This is a genomic window from Bradyrhizobium sp. WSM3983, from assembly GCF_000473045.1.
Taxonomy (GTDB): Bacteria; Pseudomonadota; Alphaproteobacteria; order Rhizobiales; family Xanthobacteraceae; genus Bradyrhizobium.
Genome location: NZ_AXAY01000015.1, coordinates 140,976 through 162,295 on the forward strand (window position 1 = coordinate 140,976; position 21,320 = coordinate 162,295).

Genomic DNA, 21,320 nt, shown 5'->3' on the forward strand with positions numbered 1-21,320 from the left:
TGGTCATGCAGCTGCCGACCGGTTGTTCTCGAGCGGAATTCCGCCGGCGTGATGGGCGGCGATGTAGCCGAACGTCATGGCTGGACCGAGGGTGATGCCGCCGGCTGGATAGCGGCCGGCCATGATGCTCGACATGTCGTTGCCGACGGCATAGAGGCCCTCGATCGGCTTGCTCTCGGCATCGAGCACGCGCGCATGCTCGTCCGTGTCGAGCCCTGCGAAAGTGCCGAGACTGCCGGCGACGATCTTCACCGCGTAGAACGGACCGGCCTCGATCGGGGCGACGCAGGGATTCGGCTGATGCGCGGCTTCGCCCTGCACGCGATTGTACGGCGTGTCGCCGCGGCCGAAGGCGGGGTCCTCGCCGCGCGCGGCAAATCCGTTGTAGTCCGCGATCGTCGTTTCGAGGGCGGCCGCGGCGATGCCACAGGCGCGCGCGAGCGCCGAGATGCTTTTCCCCCGCTTGAGATAGTCGTTGCGAAGCCATGGGCGGATCGGGAAGGGCGAAGGGCGAACCCGGCCCAGTCCGTAACGCTTGATGAAGGTCGTATCGCAGATCGCCCACGCCTCCGCCGGCTCGCCTGTGGGCGTCGCGGCGAACAGTGCCTTCATCACGTCGTGGTAGGAAGCGGCCTCGTTGGTGAAGCGCCGTCCGTCCTTGCGCACCATGATCAGGCCCGGCTTGGCGCGCTCGATCAGATGCGGGAAGCAGCCGACGGTGCCGCCCTGATACGGTACCAGCGACACGGGCGCCCAGGCGCCGTTGTCGGAAAGATCGGTGCGCATTCTTCCGCCCGCGGTCTCGCCGAGGCGGATGCCGTCGCCGGTATTGCTCTCCGGCGCAGCGGACCAGTGCTCGCGGCCGCTCGGCGCGTGCGCGAACAGCGCAGCCTTCCGTGCCACGTCGTGCGGAAAGCCGCCGCAGGCGAGCACGACGCCGCGCCGCGCACGGATATCGAATGCGTTGCCGTCCTGTCCGACACGAGCGCCGACCACGCGCGATCCCTGCGTCGACAGCGACCGCGCCGGCGTCGCCGTCATGATCCGCACGCCGAGCTCATCGGCCGATTTCAGAAGCCGCGCCACCAGCGCGTTGCCGTTGGCCAGGTGCATGCCGCGGCCGAAGCGCAGCAGGTCGTAGAAGTGCCGCGCCAGCCGTCGCGCGACGTGCAGGAAGGAGCCGAGCGACGAACTGGCGTTCAGAAAGTGCCGAAGATCGGCGCCCGAGGCGATCCCCATGCCGAAGGGCGACACTTCCTTGAGCGGCGGCCTGAGATCGCGGATGCGCGGGCCAAGCTCGCGGCCGTCCAACGGCGCCGCGCAGACCGATCGCCCGCCCGTTACCGCGCCCGGGCTGTTGCCGTGGAAATCGGGAATCTGGTTGCCGTCGATGAAGGCGAGGCGGGTCTCGCGCTGGAAGAAGTCGATCATGCGCGGGCCCTGATCGAGAAACATCTCGATGCGAGCAGGGTCGTAACCCTCGGCAAGCTCGTGCTGCAGATAGCGCCTGGGCTGCTCCGGATCTTCGACGATGCCGGCCGCCTGCGCGAGCGGATTGCGCGGGATCCACATCCAGCCGCCGGACCACGCCGTGGTGCCGCCGAGCTGCGTGTCCTTCTCGATCAGCAGGACGTCGAGGCCGAATGAGGCGCCGGTGACGGCCGCCGCCAGTCCTCCCGCGCCCGAACCAATCACGAGCAGGTCACAGTCGACGATGTCAGTCTTGGCCATGGGTCGAGCTCATGCGGCGCGCTGCGCCTGTGTTCCGCCGAGCGCATGACGGATCGCGCGGTAGGCGAACGTGATGGCCGGACCGATTGTGATGCCCGGACCTGGATAGGTGCCGCCCATAATTGAATTGGCCTCGTTGCCGCAGGCATAAAGGCCGGCGATCGGGCTGTTGTCGGCCCGCGTCACCTGCGCCCATTCGTTGATGACGAGACCGGTCGCAGCGCCGATGTCGCCGGGATAGAGCCGCACGGCGTAGTAGGGCGCCGTCGCGATCGGGCCGAGGGTCGGATTGGGGCCAACCGAAACGTCGCCGTTGACACGGTGATATGGGGTGGTGCCGCGGCCGAACTCGGTGTCGGTGCCGCTTGCCGCATAGCGGTTCATCGCTGTGACCGTGGCTTCGAGATTGGCCGCCGGCACGCCGATCTTGCCGGCGAGCTCGCTGATCGTCGCACCCGCTGTCAGATAGCCGTCGGCGAGATAGGGCGCGAGGCCGCGCGTGCCCATGCGCACCATGCCGAGGCCGTATTTAGTTAAGCCCACTGCGTCGGTGATGATGAAGCAGGGAATGCAGGGCTCGTTCTTGTTGCGCTCGAACATCGCCCGCGCGAACAGATGATAGGAAACGGACTCGTTGACGAAGCGGCGGCCGGTCTGGTCGACGCAGACGGTGCCAGGCTTGCTGCGGTCCATGACGAAATGCGGGAAGCTCGCCGTGCTGCCGTCGGCGCGCCGCCGGATCGAGACCGGTGCCCAGAACGCGCTGTCGAGATTGCCTTCGCCGAGGCGCGCGCCCAGCCGGAGGGCGATATCCTGCATCGCGCCGGTGTGCCCCGGAGCCGACGGGCTGCAAGCCTCGCCCTCGGGCAGCAATTCACTGCGCCGCTGCGGATGCCTGTTGAAGCCGCCGGCGGCGAGAACGATGCCCTGCGTGGCGGTCACCTGCCGCGTGGTCGTACCCGATCTCAGCACTGCGCCGGTGACAGCGCCGTTCTCCGTGACGAGATCCTGCACCTCGGTACGGACCAGGATGTCGACGGCGCGCGCGTTGAGCGACGCCAGGAAGCGACCGATCAGCGCGTTCCCCATGACAAGGCGCGAGCCCCGGCGGCCCTTCAATCGGTCGCCGGCATAGTGTGCCATAATCTTCACGGCATGGGCGAAGGAGCGTGCCGACTTCTTGATGCCGAGCAGGTGGCCGATGTCGGTCCGATCGACCATCATGCCGCCGAAGATCGTGAACTCCGGAATCGGCGGGCGTATCTTTTCGAGATCGGCGCCGAGGCTGCGGCCATCGAACGGCACGGGCTCCAGCGCGCGGCCGCGCATGGTCGCGCCTTCGAATTGCTGCTCGTAGTCCGGATGGGTCGCGTAGGGGCGGAACTTGACTTCGCTGCTCGCCTCGAGCGTCGCCACCGCGTCGGGCGCGCTTTCAAGGAAGGCCTCCCGCATCGCGGGCGCGGAGTGGTTACCGACAACTCCGTCGAGGAACTTGCGGACCTTCTCGCGGCTGTCGTCGGGGTTGATGTTCTTGGAATGATGCGAGTTCGGCATCCACGTCGTGGCAGCCGACAATGCGCTGGTGCCGCCGACATATTCGGTGCGTTCGACCACGAGCACCTTGCGGCCCTCGATGGCCGCAAATAGCGCCGCGGCCATGCCGGCGGCGCCCGAGCCGATCACGACGACGTGGTAGCAGGCGCCATCCGAAATTGCGTCGATGGTCCTGAACATGACCTTACCTCGCGCCGTCGCGTGCAAGCAGGAAGTCGATCATCGAGCTCTGCAGCGCATTGTACATGTCGGTGCCGGTCGAGGTCCGGCATCCCAGGCGCCGGGCGGACTCGACGAGTGGTGAGACCGCCGGGCTGGTGACGACGCAGCCGACGAAGGTGCCGGCATTGAGCTTCGAGACGTCGACCGGATAGGGATCGCCCGCCCTCATGCCCAGCGGAGTCGCGTTGGCGACCAGCTCGAAGCCGGAAGGGTCCGCCGAGCCCGCATGGATATCGGCCCGGCCGAGCGTCTTGAGCTTGGCAATCAACTGCTCTCGGCGGGCGGTTTCGCTGTCGTGGACCGCGAGCGAGCGCACGCCGGCCTCGACCAGCGCCATGCCGATCGCCGAACCTGCGCCGCCGGCGCCGACCAGCAGTGCGCGCTTGCCGGCGGGTTCGCCGCCATTGGCGCGCACCGCGCCGACGAAGCCGAGCCCGTCGACGATGTCGCCGTGCCAGCCGCCTTCCGGCCGCCGCCGCAGGATGTTGACCGAGCAGAGCAGGCGCGACCGCTTGGTCGCGCTGGCGCAGAACGCGAAGCAGGCAAATTTGTGCGGAACCGTGACGATGATGCCGTCGAGATTGCGAACCTCCGTCAACGCGGTGAGCAACGCTTCCAGATGGGCACCATGGACCTGCACGGGCACCAGGATGCCGTCATAGCCGCGATCGACGAAAGCCTTCGTGACGCCGCCAGGCGATTTCACCTGCGCGATGGGGTCGCCGACGATCACGTTGAGGCGCGTCGCGCCGGTCAGATTCAGGCTGATCATTCTTGTTGTTCTCTTGTTATGCCGCTCCGCGGGCTTCTGCCGGCTCGGCCTGCACGACGCCGAGCAGGCGGGCCTGCAGTTCATGGTCTTGCTCCAGGATCACCGCGTCGCCGGTGAATGCGATCTGGCCGTTCACCAGCACATAGGCGCGATCGACGATGGGCAGGACGAGTTCGGCATGATGCTCGACGATGACCATGGCGACTTTGCCACGCAGCTTGATGAGCGCGTCCATGACTTCCTTGACTACGGCCGGTGCGAGGCCTTCGAAGGGCTCGTCGAGCAGGATCAGTTTGCTCGGTACCATCAGGGCGCGAGCGATCGCGACCATCTGGCGCTCGCCGCCCGACAGGCTCTCGGCCTTGGCGCCGCGGCGCTCACGCAGGCGAGGGAACAGCTCGAACGCCCCGTCGAGCCCGATGCCGCCCGGGCGGGCCGCAAGCTGCAGATTTTCGGTGACCGTCAGATTAGGGAACAGCCGGCGTCCCTCGGGTACCAGGGACACGCCAAGCCGGTTGATCTCGTAGGGCTTCAGATGGGTGAGCGGCTTGCCCTCGAACAGGATGTCGCCGCTGCTCGCGGTCAGCGTCCCGCTAAGGCTGCGCAGCAGGGTCGTCTTGCCGACACCGTTGCGGCCGAGCAGCGCGACGGCTTCGCCCGCGTGCACGATAAGATCGACGGACTCCAGGACCGTGCTCCCGCCATAGCCTGCGGAGACGCGGCTCGCGACAAGCACAGCCGCTGCCTGTGCATGCGCGACGCGCTCGATCGCCGGCGGCGGGGCCTGCGCGCCGTCCTTGGCGGCGCCGAGATAGGCCGCGATCACGTCGGGATTGGCCGCGACTTCCGAGGGCTTGCCGTCGGCAATCATGCGTCCCTGGTGGAGCACCGAGATCCGGTCGGAGATCGCCAGCACGCGGTCGATGTCGTGTTCGATCAGCAGCACGCCCTGGCACTGTGCGAGCTTCCGGATCAGCTCGGCGACGACGACGCGGTCGGCTTCGGCGAGGCCCGCCAGCGGCTCGTCGAGCAGCAGCAGCTTGGAGTCAATCGCAAGCGTGATCCCAATCTCGAGCAGGCGCTTGGCGCCATGTGGGAGATTGACGCATTGCTCGGCCGCGACATCGGCAAGGCCGACGGCGTTGAGGATCGACCAGGTCCGCGCGTTATCCGTGTCCACGGCATAGGCGTCGGCGAGCAGCCGGCCCGATCCCGCGCCCTGGGCCTGCACCGCCACGCGGACGTTCTCGAACACGGTGAGGTTCGGGAAGATCGAGAGGATCTGGAACGAGCGCCCGATGCCGAAGCGAGCTCGTATATGCATCGGCGCCCGCGTCACGTCGGTGCCGTCGAACACGATGCGCCCGCCGCTGGGCTTCAGCGCTCCGGACAGCATGTTGAAGAACGTCGTCTTGCCGGCGCCGTTCGGCCCGATGATGCTGTGAAGCACGCCGCTGCGGACTTCGAGGTCGATGCTCTTGGCCGTCACCAGGCTGCCGAAATTCTTGCTCAGGGCGAAAGTCTGCAACAATAGCTTGCCGCGCACGAACCCTGCGGCGCTGCTCGTGAACGGGGCGATGACGTCGGGCCGCGGCGGGATGTCGGGGCGCACCAAGGTCCAGCGCTGCCGACCGTAGAGCCGTTGCCACAGTCCCTGCATGCCTTCCGGAGATGTCAGCGCAAACAGCATCAGGATCGGCGCGAAGATCAGCCACCAGTTCTCGGTGACGGCCGAGAGCCGGTCCTCGAGCAGGATGAAGGCGATCGCGCCCCACAACGGTCCGAGCACGTGATGCACGCCTCCGAGCACCGTCATCAGCAGGGAATCGCCGGCATGCTGCCAGCTCAGATTGTTGGCATAGACGCCCTCCAGCATGAGGGTGAGCAGGCCGCCGCCGAAACCAACGAACGTGCCGGTGAGGATCAGCGCGCCATGCCGGAAGCGATGGACATTGTAGCCGAGACTGCTCGCGCGCTGCTCGTTGTCGCGCACCGCCTGCAGCACGCGGCCGAACGGCGAATGGGCGATCCGCCACATCAGCCAGATGCAGACAACGACGGCGGCGACCACGAAGGCGTGGAACGACCAGGGGCTGCTGAAGCTCGTGCGATAGACGCCCTGCAGCCCGTTCTCACCACCGGTGACGGCAGTCCATTTGAAGGCGATCTCGAAGGCGATCTGGGAAAATGCCAGCGTGAGCAGCGAGAAATACAGTCCCCTGCGGCGCAGGATGATCGCGCCGATCACGAGCGCAAGCAGGGCGGAGAACACTGTCGCAAGCAACAGTGAGACGAGATCGTTGCCGTAGCGGCCGAGCATGAAGAAGGCGACCGCGTAGCTCGCGCAGCCGAAGAACACCGAGGCGCCGAACGGGACAAGGCCGGTATAGCCGACCAGGAGATTCACGCCGGCGCCGTAGAGGGTGTAGATCGCGATCTGGGTGATCAGCGAGATCGGCGCGCCGAGCAGCGACCAGACCGCGGTGAGGGCCGCGAGGACGATGGCGGTGACGAACGCCGGATGGCGTAGTGCGGCAAGTTTGTTCACTCGAATCTCTCCCAGCGTTCGCCAAACAGTCCGCGCGGACGGATCAGCAGGATGGCAGCCATCAGGATGTACATCGCCGCGCCGGACCACTCCGGCTGGAACTGGATGGTCATGGCGGTGGTGATGCCGACCAGGAGGCCGGCCACGATGGCGCCGAGGAAGGAGCCGAGACCGCCGATGGTCACGATCACGAAGGCTGGCATGATGGCGCCGGCGGCCATCGACGGCGAGATGGTCCAAAGCGGTGCGGCCAGCAACCCGCCGAGGCCGGCGAGCAGGCAGCCCATGCCGAACACGCCGGAAAAGACGACAGGCAGGTTGATGCCGAGCAGGCCGACCATCTCCGGATCGCGCGATCCGGCGCGAATGATTCGGCCGTAAGGCGTGTAAGCAAGGAACGCCCAGAACAGCACGAGCACGAGCGCGGTCGTGACCAGCACGAACAACCGGTACTTGGTGATCAGGATCGGGCCGTATTCGACGAAGCCGGCCAGGAATTTTGGTGCGGCAAAGGGAACTGGCGCGCCGCCGAAGATCAGCCGCAACACCGCCTCAGCCAGTAGCGCGAGCGCGAAAGTGAGAATTAGTCCGAGCAGCGGCTCCTTGCCGTAGAGATGCCGGATCAGGACCATCTCAACGACGACGCCGATGGCGCCGGTTAGCAGGGGCGCCGCGAGTGCCGCCCACCAACCGAATTCCTTACCGAGCACATAAGCGAGGTAGGCGCCCACCGCGAAGAAGGCGCCGTGCGCGAAATTGACGATGCCGAGCATCCCGAAAATGATCGAGAGCCCGATCGCAATCAGGACGTAGAGAAAGCCCAGCACGAGGCCGTTGACGGCCTGCGACAAGATCATATCGAGCATGGCGTCATCCATTGTTGGGTGACGACGCGCGATGCAAAGGCCATTGGCCGTGAAACCGCGCGTCACCTTTAAGCGACGTCAGAGCGTGTCCATCTTGCAGGCGCTGTCGGCCTGCGAGCCAAAGGCTTTGGCAATGTCGTCCGCCGTCTTCGGCAGCTCCGCCTTGATGTCGAAATAGTCCCACTTGTCGGTGATCTTTGGATGGATGCCTGCGACCAGCACGCGATTGATCATTTGGTGATCGAAAGAGCGATAGCCCACATCCAGATCGCCGCGACGATATTTCCAATCCTCGAGAGCGTGAACAATGGCGGCCGGTTCGGTCGACTTCGCCATCTCGATTGCTTCGAGCAGGCTCTTCATGCCGAGCCAGCCCATCCAGACCTTGTCCGCCGCCGGGCGGTTGTATTTCTTCTCGTAGGCCGCGGCCATCGCCTGCTCTTCAGGCGGATTGTTTGGATTCTTGTACCACCAAGTGATGGTGTAGAGGCCATCGGCGGCTTCGGGGCCGACGCCCCACAGGTCGGTGTTACCGACCGAGATCTCGGCGAAGGGGATTTTGCCCTTCATGCCGAGCTCGTTCCATTGCTTCAGGAAGGTGGTGAGGTCACTGGCGGAGATGCCGCCGATCACCACGTCAGGCTTGGCGGCGCGGATCTTCAGGATGAACGACGAATAATCCGGCGTGCCGACCGGCACTTCGTCGGCGCCGACCACCGTGCCACCATTGCTGGTGATGTAGTCGGTGAAGGCGCGCTTGATGTCCTGGCCGAAGGCGTAGGATGCCGTCAGCAGGTACCACTTCTTGCCGATCGACGCGCAATAGGGCGCAAGGATGCGGGCATGGACATCGACCGGCGGCTGCAGGCGGAAGGTGTACTTGTTGCACGACTTGCCGGTCAGATCGCCGGTGGCTGCATTGGCGGCGACGTAGGGGATCTTGGCTTTCTTGGCCACCGACGAGATCGCCAGCGCGAAGGACGAGAGCGCGCCACCGACCATGCCGACGACCTTCTGCTCGCCCACCAGACGCTCGGCGCTCTGCTGCGCGCCTTGCGGATTGGGTTCGTCCAGCCAAACGATCTCCGCGGGCCGCCCGAGCAGCATGTTGCCTCGCTGCTCCAGTGCCAGCATGCCGCCCTGGGCAAGATACTCTGCCTGATCGACGATGTTTCCGGTCTTGGCCCAGATCATTCCGATCTTGATCGACTCGGCCGCGGCAGCGTTGCCGATATAGGGCATGCCGAGCCGCGAGGCCGCGAGCGAGCTCGCGCCCAAGAGCAGGCTGCGCCGGCCGATGCGCAGTCCGGTGGTCGCAAGCGTCTTCATCTGTTCCGTCATTTCGTTCCTCCCTCCTGACATGGACCGGTCTTTGCCGGCGGGCCTTTCTGTGCGGCGCTTGAGGTTGCCTGTAGCACGACTGGAATTGCATTCCAATACCAAAATAAAAGAAAGTGGAATTCAATTCCAATTTAGATCGCCGCATGCTATAGGCGATCAGGGAACAACGCCAAGGCATGAAGGGGCGGAAATGAATGACGTCGCCGTAGCGGTAATCGGAACGGGTGCAATCGGACGGGCTCACGTCGAGACGATCCGTCGATCGGACAGCTGCAGGCTCGCTGCAATCGCCGAACCTGCGGCTGCAGGAAAGGCTTACGCGGAAAATCTCGGCGTGCGCTGGTATTCCGACCCGCGAGACCTGTTGGCTGAGGTGAAGCCGGCCGCGGCGATCATCGCCACCCCGAATGCGACCCATCGCGAGCTCGCGATCGCTTGCATCGAGCGCGGCATTGTGGCGCTGGTCGAGAAGCCGATCGCAAGCACGCTCGCCGACGCAGCTGCGATCGCGGCTGCTTCGGAGCGCGCCGGCGTGCCCGTTCTGGTCGGGCACCATCGGCGGCACAATCCGATCGTTCGGCGGGCTCGGGCGATGATTGCCGAAGGCGCGCTCGGCCGCCTGACCAACGCATCCGTGCTCTACACCTTCTTCAAGCCCGCCGACTATTTCGAGATGGCCTGGCGGCGCGAGCCCGGCGGCGGGCCGGTGCTGATCAACCTCATTCACGAGATCGATCTGATCCGCCATCTCTGCGGCGAGATCGCTTCGGTTCAGGCGGTCGCCTCGAATGCCGTGCGTGGATTTGCGGTCGAGGACAGCGCGGCCGTTCTGCTCCGTCTCGTCAATGGCGCCCTGGTGACCTTGAACCTCAGCGACACCGCGGTCACGCCATGGAGTTGGGATCTTGCCAGCGGCGAGAGCCCGAACTATCCGCCCCAACCTGTCGCGGTGCAGACGCACTTCATCAGTGGAACCGAAGGCTCGCTCGGCCTGCCGACACTCGAGTACTGGCACTATGCGTCCGCGAAGAGCTGGTTTGCGCCGATTGCGCGCGAGAGCGTCGGTATTGAGCGGGGCGATCCCTACCGCGCGCAGCTCGATCATCTCGTGCGGGTTGCGCGCGGGCAGGAATCGCCGCTGATCACCGCGCGCGACGGAATGCTGACATTGCAGGCCACAATGGCTGTTCACAAAGCCGCCGAAACCGGCCAGATAGTGAGGCCTGATCAGGAGACGGAATCGTGAACCAGGATGCCCTCGTGCTGAAGAATTCGGAGCCCGTCGAGGCGCCGAGCGGCCTTTTGGAGCGGACTCTCGGTGTGCTTGAGCTGCTCGCCACCAATGCCCGTGGCATGCTGTTGTTCGAGATCGCCGAATCACTGCACATCCCGCGCAGCGCCACGCATCGTGTGCTCGCCAGCCTAATCGAGCATGGTTACGTCAAGCAGGAGCGCGAGCAGGGCGCTTACCAGCTCACCGCCAGGATCGCCTCGCTCGCCTTCACCTTCCTTGCTGGCAGCGGAATCACCGACTTCGCCCAGCCGCTTCTTGATCGGCTAGCGCTGGAAAGTGGCGAGCTGGTGCGCCTCGCGATGATCGATGGGCGCGAACTCGTGTGGGTCGCCAAGGCGCAGGGCTCGCCTTCCGGTCTACGCTATGATCCCGACATGGGCCAGGTGGCACGGCTATCCTGCTCCGCCAGTGGACACGCCTGGTTGTCCTGCCTCACCGACGAGGAAGCGCGCGCACTCGTTGAGAAGCAGGGCTATGGACTGCGCAAGGACTATGGCCCACGCGCGCCGGAGAGTTGGCCGGCCTTGCAGAAGTATCTGCGTCAGACCCGCAAGCGTGGCGTCAGCGTCTGCATGCAGACCTACACACCCTGGATGAGTGCGACCGCAGCGCCGATACGTCACCCCAAGACCAAGGAAGTGACCGGCGTGGTCGTGATTGCAGGTCCCCATATCCGGTTGACGGAACAGCGGATGCTCGAACTGGCGCCGGCGCTGGTGCAGACAGCGCAGGAGCTCTCGATGGCAACGCTCGCCTCGCCGGGTCTGCAAAGTGGCCGGCCCGTTGGCAGCTTCTTCGGCACCAGTGCATCCTGAACAGCGCGTGTTGTGAGTCGAACGCGAGTCCTCGTCACGAGCGGCGGCGGTTTCATCGGTGCTGGTTGGCGCGGCGTCTCGCCGAAAAGGGCGATCGGCTTCGTGTGTTTGAACCGATCCCGCGCGGCGCGCAGTTCGACCAGATTGTCGGAGCCGCGGCAGCGTCGGTAGAGTGGCACCTCGGTGATATCGCCGATGGGCCTTCGGTGCGGGCCGCTGCCGAAGACTGCGACGCGATCGTCCATCTGGCGGGCATCCTGACGCCGGCGTGCAAGGACGACCCGGTCCGCGGCGCGATGATCAATCTGGTCGGAACGCTGAATGTCTTCAACGCCGCGCGGGCGCTGAGCATCCGCCGTATCGTCTTCACCAGCAGTGCCGGCGTCTACGGCCCCGACGACGAGACGACGCCGCGTCCGATGACCCATTACGGTACGTTCAAGCTCGCCTGCGAGGGCAGTGCACGGGCCTATTGGGCGGATCACGGCATGGCCAGCGTCGGTTTCCGCCCTTACATCGTCTACGGCTATGGCCGGGAGAGCGGATCGACCGCGGGTCCTTCGCTGGCCTGCCGCGCGGCGGCGCGCGGCAAAGCCTACGTTATTCCTTACATCGCGACTGCCGGCCTCGTGTTTGTCGATGACGTAGTCGCAGCCTACGAAGCCGCGCTTCGCCGCGAGCCTCATGGTGCGCATGTCTTCAACCTGCCGGGCGAAGTGGTGTCGAATGAGGATGTGGTCGCAGCGGTCCGGGCCGTTGTCCCCAACGCCAGGATCGCCATCGACGGACCCGTACTCCCATTCGCGGCGGACATCGGCGAAGGAGATTTGCGTCGCGTATTTCCTAATCTGCCCGCCACCTCGCTCCGGGATGGCATCCGCCGCACCATCGAGCTTTATCGGCGCGATGATGACGCTTCACTAAAGCGGCGGGGGCTCGCCTTCACGTTGGCGAATTGACGGCAGCGCGCGGTCAGTTGCGGTTGCGGCCGGGCAGCAGGCTGTCCCGGAAGCGGCCGGGCGGCACGCCGACATTGCGCGAGAAGAACCGGTTGAGATAGGCCGCGTCGTCATAGCCGAGTGCGGCGCCGATTTCGTTCACGGTCATGTCAGAATAGAGCAGGTTGCGCTTGGCTTAAGTGAGCAGACGGTCGTTGATCAGCGCCAGTGAGGGCCGGCCTGTCGCGACACCGCAACAGGCATTGAGGCGCGCGGTCGTCACGCCCAGCTTGCGTGCGTAGAAATCGAGCGGGGGGTGATTGCGATAGTGCTGCTCGACGAGTTCGCGAAAGCGCATCACGGTGTTTGCATCGCGCGCGAAGGCGACGGGGCGAGCACGCTCCTGCTCCAGTAGCCTCCGCGCAGCGACCGCAAGCAATTGCAGATAGGCCTTGATCGCGATGCGCCGTCCGGGCGCCGACCAGACGAACTCATGTTCGAGCGAGGCGAACAGGCCGATCAGGTCGATGTCGTCCCCGATCTGCTACGGGAGAAAGCGGGCAGGCACATGAAAGCTACCGACGAGCTCGGGATCGTCGTCGAGGGCCGATTGCAGGAAAGGCGGTGCGACCGTGATGACATAGCCGTCGGTGCCGGGCGTGAAGCGGATGGCGTGAATGGTGAGCGCGGGAATGATCACCAGCGACGGCGGAGTCAGCTCCCAGAGTTCGCCTTCGACTTCGATGGTGCCGCCACCTTCGCTGATCGCCAGGATCTGGTGATGGTCAGGGTGTGTGTGGGTTTGAATTGTCCAATTGTGGCGTCCGCTGCGCACCGGGATCGGTTCGATGTGGAGGAATGCGGGTTCAACCTTCGCATCGTCCTCTTCGTACAAAAAGTAGTGTGGGATCATGCCCGCGGTTCCAGGTCGGCGCGTTTGGTCATTGCGGTTCGCTGCGCCGCACTTACGAAAAGTACAATAAGAAAGGAGGTTCGTCGCGGGCGATCAGGTTCGGTGCGATCGGCAGGTCGTGACGGCTGTCGGTGGTGCGCACACGGCGGGGCCGTGCCATGGATGGCGCGGATACCGTGCCGGTGCATCAGCCGTTCGATCCGGCCACGGCTGGCGCCACGACCCTGTCTGCGCAGGACAGCATGGACGCGGGGACTGCCGTAGCGTCCGCTGCTGTCTTGATGGACTTGCCGGATCGCGACCAGGAGCGCGGCATTGGAGGTTGCACGGTCGCTCACCGGGCGATCACGCCAGGCGTAATAGCCGGCCGGCGAGACCTCGAGCACGGCGCACATCAGTCGCACTGGATAGGCGTCGCGGTGGTCCTCAATGAAGCGGAAGCTCATGTCCGGGTTCCGGCAAAGATCGCGATCGACTTTTTTAAAATGTCGCGCTCCATGCGCAACCGTTCGTTCTCCTGGCGCAACCGGGCGATCTCCGAAGCCTGGTCCGCCGGCATCGGCGTCGCCTGCGTGGTGGGGCGCCACGCCGCCGATGCCGGCTGCTGGCGGAGCTTGTCAACCCAGCGCCGCAGCACCGAGTCGCGCAGACCGAGTTCCTTGGCAACAGACCCAATGGAGCGCCCGCTCGACGATACCAGCTCGACGGCTTGGCGCTTGTACTCTTCGGCAAATGACCGACGTTGACGTTCCATTCGACACCTCCAGGCTCAATGAGCCTACTACAGGTGTCCACTCATTCGGAGGAGGTTCATGCGCCAACGGAGTACCGCAGCGTGGTTTTTAGTGCAGAAGGGTAGGGCCCAATGCTAGAGTTTCGAGCAACGATAGATTTTAGCTAAGTGGACATCGGCGGGACGCGAATGTCGCAGAACAGCCAAAAGCCGACGACAGCTCGGAGTGATACTATGTCCGGGATACTTCAGCGCGGAAATTGCTCCACTGGCCAAGCTGCGTCCCAAGCTTGTGCTAGGCCTTCTTGTCGGTCTGCGCGAGCTCAGACGTGATCCAGTCCACGAAGGTTCGCAAGGCGCGGCGCTGACGGCCCGCGCGAGGGAAGACGAGGTGATGGCCAACATAGCGGATGTCGGTGGAGCGACCGGCCAGCGGCGCGATCAGGCGCCGCGATTCTATTTCGCGTTCGGCCAAGCGAGTTGATTCCAAAGTCACGCCAACGCCGCCACATGCCATAGCTATTGCGAGGAAGCTGCGGTCAAATCTCATTCCATGGATCGCGGGAGGCTCAAGTCCGTTTGCAGTGAACCATTGATGCCACTGAACTTGCTTTACGTCCGAGCGGATTAGCACCTGGCTCAACAGATCCTTTGGCTGGCGAATTCTCTTCGCGATCTGAGGAACGCACAGCGGGGTGACGGTCTCTTCTCCGAGTGGGACCACCTCGAGGCCCTCGCCACGAGGCGAACCGTAGACGATGTCCAGATCGAAATCGTCATTAGTAAAGCGGGCGTACTCTGTATTGGCGGCGAGGCGAACTTCCAGTTTCGGTTCGGCAGCAAGAAACTTGGTCAAGCGCGGGGCCAGCCATTGCGCTGCGAAGCTTGGCGCGCAATGCACTCTCAAGAGCTGCGGCCCGCGACCAGCTACCTCTTCGATACCACGTCGCAGATTGTCAAAAGCCGCGCCGGCGTGGCGCATCAGATTTTCGCCCGCCGGTGTTAGACGGACGGAACGTGCACTCCGCTCGAACAGCGTAGTGCTCATCGTGCTTTCGAGCTTGCGGATAGCGTGGCTGACTGCGCTCGGTGTCAAATGCAGTTCGTCGGCCGCGTCGCTGAAGGAGCCAGTGCGCGCAGCCGCTTCGAAGGCTCGGATAGCCGAGATCGGGATGCTCGACAGCAGCATACCCATGAGTGAACCAGATTCACATATCCAAGACAATAGCGCGTTTGTCCCTGAAGCGCCTCGGATCTAGGACTGAGATCAAGAGGACCGGCTGCCTACCGCAGCGTCTGGAAAAATAGACACAGGGAGGATCGAATGCTGCTTCGCGGCAAAACAGCAATTATTACAGGTGCGGCTTCGCCCCGCGGGATTGGCCTCGCGACCGCCAGGCGGTTTGCGGAAGAAGGCGCTCGGGTAGCCATCCTCGATATCGATGGGCCCGCTGCGCAAGCGGCTGCGAACGGCCTGGGCGACGCTCATATCGGAGTGGCCTGCAACGTAGCCGACCAAGCCGCTTGCTTGAAAGCAGTCGAAGCCGTCGCCGGTGCCTTCGGTCAGATCGATATCTTGATCAACAACGCCGGCATTACCCAGCCGGCGAAGTTCCTCGACATCAAGCCGGGCGACTGGGACCGGATTCAGGACGTCAACCTCAAGGGCATACTGTTCGTGTCTCAGGCGGTCATTCCGCACATGCAGAAGCGCAGGTCCGGATCGATTGCCTGCATGTCGTCGGTATCGGCTCAGCGCGGTGGGGGCATTTTTGGTGGTCCGCACTACTCGGCAGCGAAGGCGGGCGTACTTGGGCTTGCCAAGGCGATGGCGAGGGAGTTTGGCGCGGACGGAATTCGCGTCAACTGCGTCACGCCGGGTTTGATCGGCACCGACATCACGTCCGGCAAGCTCACAGACGAAATGAGGACAAAGATCTTGGAAGGCATTCCGCTCGGAAGGCTTGGCGAAGCGCAGGATGTCGCGGGAATCTACACTTTCCTGGCTTCCGACCTTTCGGCCTACGTCACCGGCGCCGTGATCGACGTCAATGGCGGGATGCTCATTCACTAAGGGCAGCGATGGAGAGAATCATGTCCACGAATACGCTTGTTAACGCTCCGACCCTTGCGCAGCGCGCGCGCAACATTCGCCGTAACGCCCTGCGCATGGGCGAAGTTCAAGGCCAGGGTTACATCGCGCAGGCGCTCGACATCTCCGACGTGCTGGCGGTCGCATACTTTCACGCGATGCGCTACCGGCCCGAGGAGCCCACCTGGGAAGATCGCGACCGTTTCCTTCTTTCCAACGGCCACTACGCCATCGCCCTTTATGCCGCACTGATCGAGGCCGGCATCATCCCCGAAGCCGAACTCGAGACGTACGGCTTCGACGAAAGCCGCCTGCCGATGTCAGGCATGGCCTCCTACACGCCCGGCATGGAAATGTCCGGCGGGTCCCTGGGGCTCGGACTGAGCATCGCGGTCGGCATGGGCCTCGGGTTGAAGCGGAAGGGCTCCAAAAGCCGCGTCTTCACGTTGTTCTCTGACGGAGAGCTCGACGAGGGTTCGAAGTGGGAGGCGATGATGTCGGCTGCACACCACAAGCTCGACAATCTGATCGCGATCATCGACGTGAACAACCAGCAGGCCGACGGCCCCTCGAAGCAGATGATGGGATTCGAGCCGCTGGTCGACAAGCTTGAGGCATTCGGCTGGTTCGTGCGCCGGGTCGACGGCAACGATCTTGGTGCCGTCTTGGCAGCCTTTGACGCAGCAATCTCGCACTCCGAACCGCAGCCGCGCGTAATCGTCGCTGACACCCTTATGGGAAAAGGCGTTCCGTTTCTGGAGCGGCGCGAAAAAAATCATTTCATCCGAGTCGAGCCGCACGAGTGGCAGCTCGCGCTGGCAGAACTCGATGCAGGAGACAGGTCATGAAGTCGCCAATGTCAGCTACGCCCGGGAAGCCGCGGCTCACCACCTCTGCGATGATCGCGTCGATTGCGGCAGAAGGTCAAAAGACGAAGCCGGCCCCGTTCGGTAACGCACTCGTCGAGCTAGCCCGGAGCCGTCCGGAGGTCGTGGGGCTAACAGCCGACCTCGGCAAGTATACAGATTTGCATATTTTCGCGAGGGCATTCCCTGATCGCTACTATCAAATGGGTATGGCGGAACAGCTGCTTTACGGTGCAGCTTCGGGCATGGCGGCCGAAGGATTCATGCCCTTTGCTACTACTTACGCGGTGTTCGCTTCGCGCCGCGCCTACGATTTCATTCATCAGACCATCGCGGAAGAAGACCGCAACGTTAAGATCGTCTGCGCCTTGCCCGGCCTCACCTCCGGCTACGGCCCGAGCCACCAGGCGGCGGAAGACCTCGCCCTGTTCCGCGCAATGCCAAACATGACTGTGATCGATCCCTGCGACGCTCATGAAATCGAACAGATCGTTCCGGCCATCGCGGCACATCATGGGCCGGTGTACATGCGGCTGTTGCGTGGTCAGGTGCCGCTTGTACTGGACGAGTACAACTATCAGTTCCAGCTCGGCAAGGCATCTCTACTTCGCGATGGTCGGGAAGTCCTGATCATCTCCTCTGGGATCATGACCATGCGCGCGCTCGAAGCCGCAAAGGAGCTCGCTGGCGACAGCGTGGATGCGGCCGTGTTGCATGTGCCGACGATCAAGCCGCTCGACCACGAAGCTATCTTGCGCGAAGCCGGCAAGCCCGGTCGTCTCGTCGTTGTCGCGGAAAACCATACCATCATCGGTGGCCTTGGAGAGGCGGTTGCCGCGTTGCTGATGCGCTCCGGCGTCCACGCGACCTTCCGCCAGATCGCACTGCCCGATGAGTTTCTTGCCGCTGGGGCGCTTCCCACGCTGCATGATCGTTATGGCATTTCTACTGCCGAAGTTACACGGCAGATCAAAGGGTGGCTGCGCTAAGCGCGCAGCGCCATTCGTCAAGTTCGACCGAGAACATCGCCTGCGCGGCGTCGCCGCGGAGATCGATGGCCCTTGCCTGACGGCCGGCGCCAGAACCGGCCGAAGCTGCAAACAAAGTGCCGCTGCCGATGAACATACCAATACGTCTCAACAAGGAGGAAGCAATGGCCCAACGCAAATCGATTGCCATTACTCGTCGTAAGTTGCTCCTGGCCGGCGCGGCCGTTCCGTTGTGCGCCGGCCTCAGCCGCCCCGCTGCGGCGGCGGAATTTACTTACAAGCTCGCGACCGGGCAGGACCCGACGCATCCGGTGAATATTCGAGCTAAAGAGGCTGCTGATCGCATCAAGGAAGCGACGAGCGGGCGCCTGGAAATCAATCTCTTTCCAGCCAATCAGCTCGGCTCGGATACGGATCTGCTGACGCAGGTCCGCAACGGTAGCGTGGAGTTCTTCAACCTGTCCTCTCTGATCCTCGCCACGCTTGTGCCGGCCGCCGGCATCGTCAATCTGGGGTTCGTCTTTCCGAACTACGAAGCGGTCTGGAAAGCCATGGATGGCGAACTCGGCGCGTACATCCGGGCACAGATTGCCAAGACACCGATCATGACGGTCTCCAAGCCCTGGGACAACGGCTTTCGCCACATCACGTCTTCGGGTCGGGAAATTAAGTCGCCGGAAGACCTCAAGGGCTTCAAGCTCCGGGTACCGGCCGCGCCGAATTTGACTTCTTTGTTCCTCGCGCTGGGAGCAGGCCCGGCACCGATCAACTTCAACGAGGTCTATTCCGCGTTACAGACCAAGGTTGTCGACGGCCAGGAAAATCCCCTTCCGATCATTGCGACGGCACGCCTGTATGAAGTGCAGAAGACCTGCAGCCTGACGGGCCACGTCTGGGACAACTACTGGATCCTCGGCAACAAGCGCGCCTTCCAGAAGCTTCCTCAGGACGTTCAGGCGATTGTGACCCGCGAATTCGATCGGTCGGCCAACGACGAGCGGGGTGACATCGCAAAGCTCAGCGAATCGCTACGCACTGATCTGACCGCAAAGGGGATGCAGTTCCTCGAGGTGGACCGATCGGTCTTCCGCCAGGCTCTGGCGAAAACGAGCTTCTATGCCGACTGGAAAGCCAAGTTCGGTGAGGAGGCTTGGAGTCAACTCGAGAAAGCCGCCGGCAAGCTGGGGTGAGCGCCATGGAACACGGACATATAGAAGGGGCGACCCTCGCCCTCCCGGAACCGGCCTCCGGATGGCGAAAGGTTGTCGTGAGCTTGAACCAAGCGCTCAAGCCTGTCGTCGCCATTCCTGCCGCACTACTCGTTGTTGCCGAGGTGATCGTCCTCTTTGTTGGCATCATCTCCCGCTACGTGCTCCACGCACCGATCGTCTGGTCGGACGAACTCGCCGGCATTTTGTTCCTGTGGCTTGCGATGCTGGGATCGGTCGTCGCCTTCCAGCGAGCCGAACATATGCGGATGACGGCGATCATCGGCATGATCCGCCCGGAAGCGAGGCTGTTTCTTGACGTCTTCGCGACGGCAGCGTCGTTGGCATTTCTGCTTTTGGTCATTCATCCGGCCTATGAGTTCGCGGCAGACGAAGTGTTTGTTACCACTCCCGCTCTCGGAATAGTCAACACTTGGCGCGCCGCAGCGCTACCTGTCGGCATCGGATTGATGCTGATCGTCGCAACCTTGAGGCTGGCAGCTACGGCCAACGTCAAGCAGCTCGCGGCGGCCATCGCTGCCGTGGCAGCGCTGATTGCGGTTCTCGCATTACTGGCGCCCGTGCTGAAACCTCTCGGCAATTTCAACTTGCTGATCTTCTTCGTATTCATCGTCGGCGCTATGGTCTTTGCGGCGGTGCCGATCGCGTTCGCGTTCGGTCTTGCGACAATCGGCTACATTTCGCTGACGACGAGCACGCCCGATGTGGTCGTTATCGGCCGCATGGACGAAGGCATGAGCCATCTTATCCTGCTTGCGGTGCCGCTGTTCGTGTTCCTCGGCTTGTTGATCGAAATGACTGGCATGGCCCGCGCCATGGTCGGATTCCTTGCCAGCCTGCTCGGCCACGTCCGGGGTGGCCTCCAGTATGTGCTGGTCGGTGCGATGTACTTGGTCTCGGGTATTTCGGGATCGAAGGCGGCCGACATGGCGGCAATAGCGCCCGTGCTTTTCCCCGAAATGACCAAGCGCGGCGCAAAGCGCGGTGACCTCGTCGCACTCTTGGCGGCCACTGGCGCCCAGACTGAGACAATCCCACCGTCGTTGGTGCTGATCACGATCGGATCGGTGACCGGCGTGTCGATCGCGGCCCTGTTTACCGGCGGATTACTACCAGCCATCGTGCTCGCGATCGGCCTGTGTGCGGTCGTGTGGTGGCGATACCGTAAGGAGGACTTATCGCATGTTCAGCGAGCGACGGGCCGAGAAATTGGTCGTGCGTTCCTGATTGCGATTCCCGCTATCGCTCTTCCTTTTGTGATCCGCGCCGCGGTTGTCGAAGGGGTCGCGACTGCCACCGAGGTCTCGACGATAGGCATCGTCTATTCCATATTGGCTGGGCTTCTCATCTATCGCCAGTTTGACTGGCGGCGCCTCTATCCGATGTTAGTTGAGACCGCGGCTCTCTCCGGCGCGATCCTCTTCATCATCGGTGCGGCGACGGGAATGGCCTGGGCTTTGACCCAGTCGGGCTTCTCGGCATCGCTTGCGAAGTTCATGACTTCTTTGCCTGGCGGTGTGCCGGTGTTTCTGATCGTCACTATCATTGCATTCGTCATCCTGGGGAGCGTGCTCGAAGGAATTCCTGCCATCGTGCTCTTTGGGCCCCTACTTTTCCCCATTGCGCGGCAGGTCGGCGTCCACGAGGTCCACTATGCGATGGTCGTCGTTCTTGCGATGGGAATCGGTCTTTTCGCTCCGCCCTTCGGGGTTGGCTATTACGCGGCTTGCGCCATCAGTCGGATTCATCCCGACGAAGGTATGGGTCCGATCGTCGCGTACATAGTGGCCTTGCTCCTCGGCACACTTGTAGTGGCTGCAGTGCCATGGATTTCCATCGGGTTCTTGTAAACCGCCGAAGAATATGAGGTGCGGAGATCGTCCGCACCTTAGTCCGTTTCCCGCAGCTTAAGAAGGATAGAAGGTGAGCAATGGCGAGCTAGACCGCCTGTTCGAGCAGTTCTTTGCTCTAGTCGAGGCAACGGTTCGCCTTCCTCCGGGTAGGGACCGACGCAGCGCCTTCAGAGACATCGGCGACTACGGATCACGCATCGATCAGATCGTCACGCGACTTTTGGAACAAAGACCTGACTTGAATTCGGAGCACCTTAACTGAATCCCCGGCAGGCAATGGACGGCAAGTATGACTAGCTTCCAGGTGTTAGTCGACCTAGGCCAAAACCTGTGTCATGTCCGCTTGTGGGGCAGACGGCGATGGGCAAGAAAGGGCCTCTTGTGGCGCTAAGCGGGTCATCAACGGCCCGTCCAACTCGCCATTGACGGTATCGGATTGAAATCGGCCGAAAGGCTATGAGGAAGCCGTTCCAACTTGATACGTCAACAGAGGCGATTGATTCCGATACTTGCTGAAGGTGCCATTCCTGAAAGCCCTTCAAATTTTCCTGTGAATTGAAGACC

The 21,320-nt window shown here is 63.3% G+C and carries 21 protein-coding genes; 8 read left to right on the forward strand and 13 right to left on the reverse strand.

Annotated elements, in window-relative coordinates; all coding sequences use genetic code 11:
- Positions 1-3: 3 nt before the first annotated feature.
- From YUA_RS0122285 to YUA_RS0122310, 6 genes are all read right to left on the reverse strand, one after another.
- A complete protein-coding gene (locus YUA_RS0122285; RefSeq protein ID WP_027532697.1) occupies positions 4-1,731 on the reverse strand; it encodes an FAD-dependent oxidoreductase in 1,728 nt (575 codons plus the stop codon).
- A 9-nt stretch (positions 1,732-1,740) separates the two neighbouring features.
- Positions 1,741-3,465: an FAD-dependent oxidoreductase gene (locus YUA_RS0122290; RefSeq protein ID WP_027532698.1), complete on the reverse strand. Its 1,725-nt coding sequence runs from the start codon at positions 3,463-3,465 to the stop codon at positions 1,741-1,743.
- A 4-nt stretch (positions 3,466-3,469) separates the two neighbouring features.
- Positions 3,470-4,279, reverse strand: a complete 810-nt coding sequence (locus YUA_RS0122295; RefSeq protein WP_027532699.1) for a shikimate dehydrogenase — start codon at positions 4,277-4,279, stop codon at positions 3,470-3,472.
- A 16-nt stretch (positions 4,280-4,295) separates the two neighbouring features.
- A complete protein-coding gene (locus tag YUA_RS0122300; protein ID WP_035971401.1) occupies positions 4,296-6,827 on the reverse strand; it encodes a branched-chain amino acid ABC transporter ATP-binding protein/permease in 2,532 nt (843 codons plus the stop codon).
- Positions 6,824-7,693: a branched-chain amino acid ABC transporter permease gene (locus tag YUA_RS0122305; RefSeq protein WP_027532701.1), complete on the reverse strand. Its 870-nt coding sequence runs from the start codon at positions 7,691-7,693 to the stop codon at positions 6,824-6,826. Before YUA_RS0122305 ends, YUA_RS0122300 begins: the two co-directional genes overlap by 4 nt.
- A 78-nt stretch (positions 7,694-7,771) precedes the next feature.
- Positions 7,772-9,034, reverse strand: coding sequence for an ABC transporter substrate-binding protein (locus tag YUA_RS0122310; RefSeq protein ID WP_027532702.1), 1,263 nt, complete (start codon positions 9,032-9,034; stop codon positions 7,772-7,774).
- A 190-nt stretch (positions 9,035-9,224) separates the two neighbouring features.
- On the opposite strand from YUA_RS0122310, the gene YUA_RS0122315 reads away from it, so the two are divergent.
- The 3 genes from YUA_RS0122315 to YUA_RS44695 all read left to right on the forward strand — a co-directional run bounded on the left by YUA_RS0122315 (position 9,225) and on the right by YUA_RS44695 (position 12,102).
- Positions 9,225-10,280 carry a Gfo/Idh/MocA family protein gene (locus YUA_RS0122315; protein ID WP_035971411.1) on the forward strand — a complete coding sequence of 352 codons (1,056 nt, stop codon included), beginning with the start codon at positions 9,225-9,227 and terminating at the stop codon, positions 10,278-10,280.
- Positions 10,277-11,143: an IclR family transcriptional regulator gene (locus YUA_RS44690; protein ID WP_084292777.1), complete on the forward strand. Its 867-nt coding sequence runs from the start codon at positions 10,277-10,279 to the stop codon at positions 11,141-11,143. Before YUA_RS0122315 ends, YUA_RS44690 begins: the two co-directional genes overlap by 4 nt.
- Before the next feature lie 104 nt (positions 11,144-11,247).
- Entirely contained in the window at positions 11,248-12,102 is an 855-nt protein-coding gene (locus tag YUA_RS44695) for an NAD(P)-dependent oxidoreductase (protein WP_245285224.1), read from the forward strand.
- A 13-nt stretch (positions 12,103-12,115) separates the two neighbouring features.
- Here YUA_RS44695 and YUA_RS51110 read toward each other — a convergent pair whose 3' ends face one another.
- The 6 genes from YUA_RS51110 to YUA_RS0122345 all read right to left on the reverse strand — a co-directional run bounded on the left by YUA_RS51110 (position 12,116) and on the right by YUA_RS0122345 (position 14,913).
- On the reverse strand, positions 12,116-12,265 hold the full coding sequence (locus YUA_RS51110) for an AraC family transcriptional regulator (protein WP_256375380.1): 150 nt from the start codon (positions 12,263-12,265) through the stop codon (positions 12,116-12,118).
- Between the two features lie 12 nt (positions 12,266-12,277).
- Positions 12,278-12,439, reverse strand: a complete 162-nt coding sequence (locus YUA_RS51115; protein ID WP_198029482.1) for a hypothetical protein — start codon at positions 12,437-12,439, stop codon at positions 12,278-12,280.
- Between the two features lie 186 nt (positions 12,440-12,625).
- Positions 12,626-12,994, reverse strand: a complete 369-nt coding sequence (locus tag YUA_RS51120) for an AraC family ligand binding domain-containing protein (protein WP_198029483.1) — start codon at positions 12,992-12,994, stop codon at positions 12,626-12,628.
- Positions 12,991-13,440: an IS3 family transposase gene (locus YUA_RS44710; protein WP_084292778.1), complete on the reverse strand. Its 450-nt coding sequence runs from the start codon at positions 13,438-13,440 to the stop codon at positions 12,991-12,993. The genes YUA_RS51120 and YUA_RS44710 overlap by 4 nt, the downstream gene beginning before the upstream one ends.
- Positions 13,437-13,748 (reverse strand): IS3 family transposase, encoded by a 312-nt coding sequence (locus YUA_RS0122340; RefSeq protein WP_027532704.1) that lies wholly within the window; start codon positions 13,746-13,748, stop codon positions 13,437-13,439. The genes YUA_RS44710 and YUA_RS0122340 overlap by 4 nt, the downstream gene beginning before the upstream one ends.
- 274 nt (positions 13,749-14,022) lie before the next feature.
- Positions 14,023-14,913, reverse strand: a complete 891-nt coding sequence (locus YUA_RS0122345) for a LysR substrate-binding domain-containing protein (RefSeq protein ID WP_027532705.1) — start codon at positions 14,911-14,913, stop codon at positions 14,023-14,025.
- Positions 14,914-15,051: 138 nt separating this feature from the next.
- Here YUA_RS0122345 and YUA_RS0122350 point away from each other — a divergent pair, with 138 nt between their 5' ends.
- The 3 genes from YUA_RS0122350 to YUA_RS0122360 are packed head-to-tail and all read left to right on the forward strand — an operon-like array spanning position 15,052 to position 17,674.
- Positions 15,052-15,801 carry an SDR family NAD(P)-dependent oxidoreductase gene (locus YUA_RS0122350; protein WP_027532706.1) on the forward strand — a complete coding sequence of 250 codons (750 nt, stop codon included), beginning with the start codon at positions 15,052-15,054 and terminating at the stop codon, positions 15,799-15,801.
- Between the two features lie 20 nt (positions 15,802-15,821).
- Positions 15,822-16,667 (forward strand): thiamine pyrophosphate-dependent enzyme, encoded by an 846-nt coding sequence (locus YUA_RS0122355; RefSeq protein WP_027532707.1) that lies wholly within the window; start codon positions 15,822-15,824, stop codon positions 16,665-16,667.
- Positions 16,664-17,674 carry a transketolase family protein gene (locus YUA_RS0122360; protein WP_027532708.1) on the forward strand — a complete coding sequence of 337 codons (1,011 nt, stop codon included), beginning with the start codon at positions 16,664-16,666 and terminating at the stop codon, positions 17,672-17,674. Before YUA_RS0122355 ends, YUA_RS0122360 begins: the two co-directional genes overlap by 4 nt.
- Here YUA_RS0122360 and YUA_RS51125 read toward each other — a convergent pair.
- Entirely contained in the window at positions 17,655-17,864 is a 210-nt protein-coding gene (locus tag YUA_RS51125; protein WP_198029484.1) for a hypothetical protein, read from the reverse strand. The two genes, YUA_RS0122360 and YUA_RS51125, sit on opposite strands and share 20 nt — an antisense overlap.
- Here YUA_RS51125 and YUA_RS0122370 point away from each other — a divergent pair.
- Positions 17,839-18,864, forward strand: a complete 1,026-nt coding sequence (locus YUA_RS0122370; RefSeq protein ID WP_027532709.1) for a TRAP transporter substrate-binding protein — start codon at positions 17,839-17,841, stop codon at positions 18,862-18,864. The genes YUA_RS51125 and YUA_RS0122370 overlap by 26 nt on opposite strands.
- Positions 18,865-18,869: 5 nt before the next feature.
- Positions 18,870-20,753, forward strand: coding sequence for a TRAP transporter large permease subunit (locus YUA_RS0122375; protein WP_027532710.1), 1,884 nt, complete (start codon positions 18,870-18,872; stop codon positions 20,751-20,753).
- The last annotated feature ends 567 nt before the right edge of the window (positions 20,754-21,320 follow it).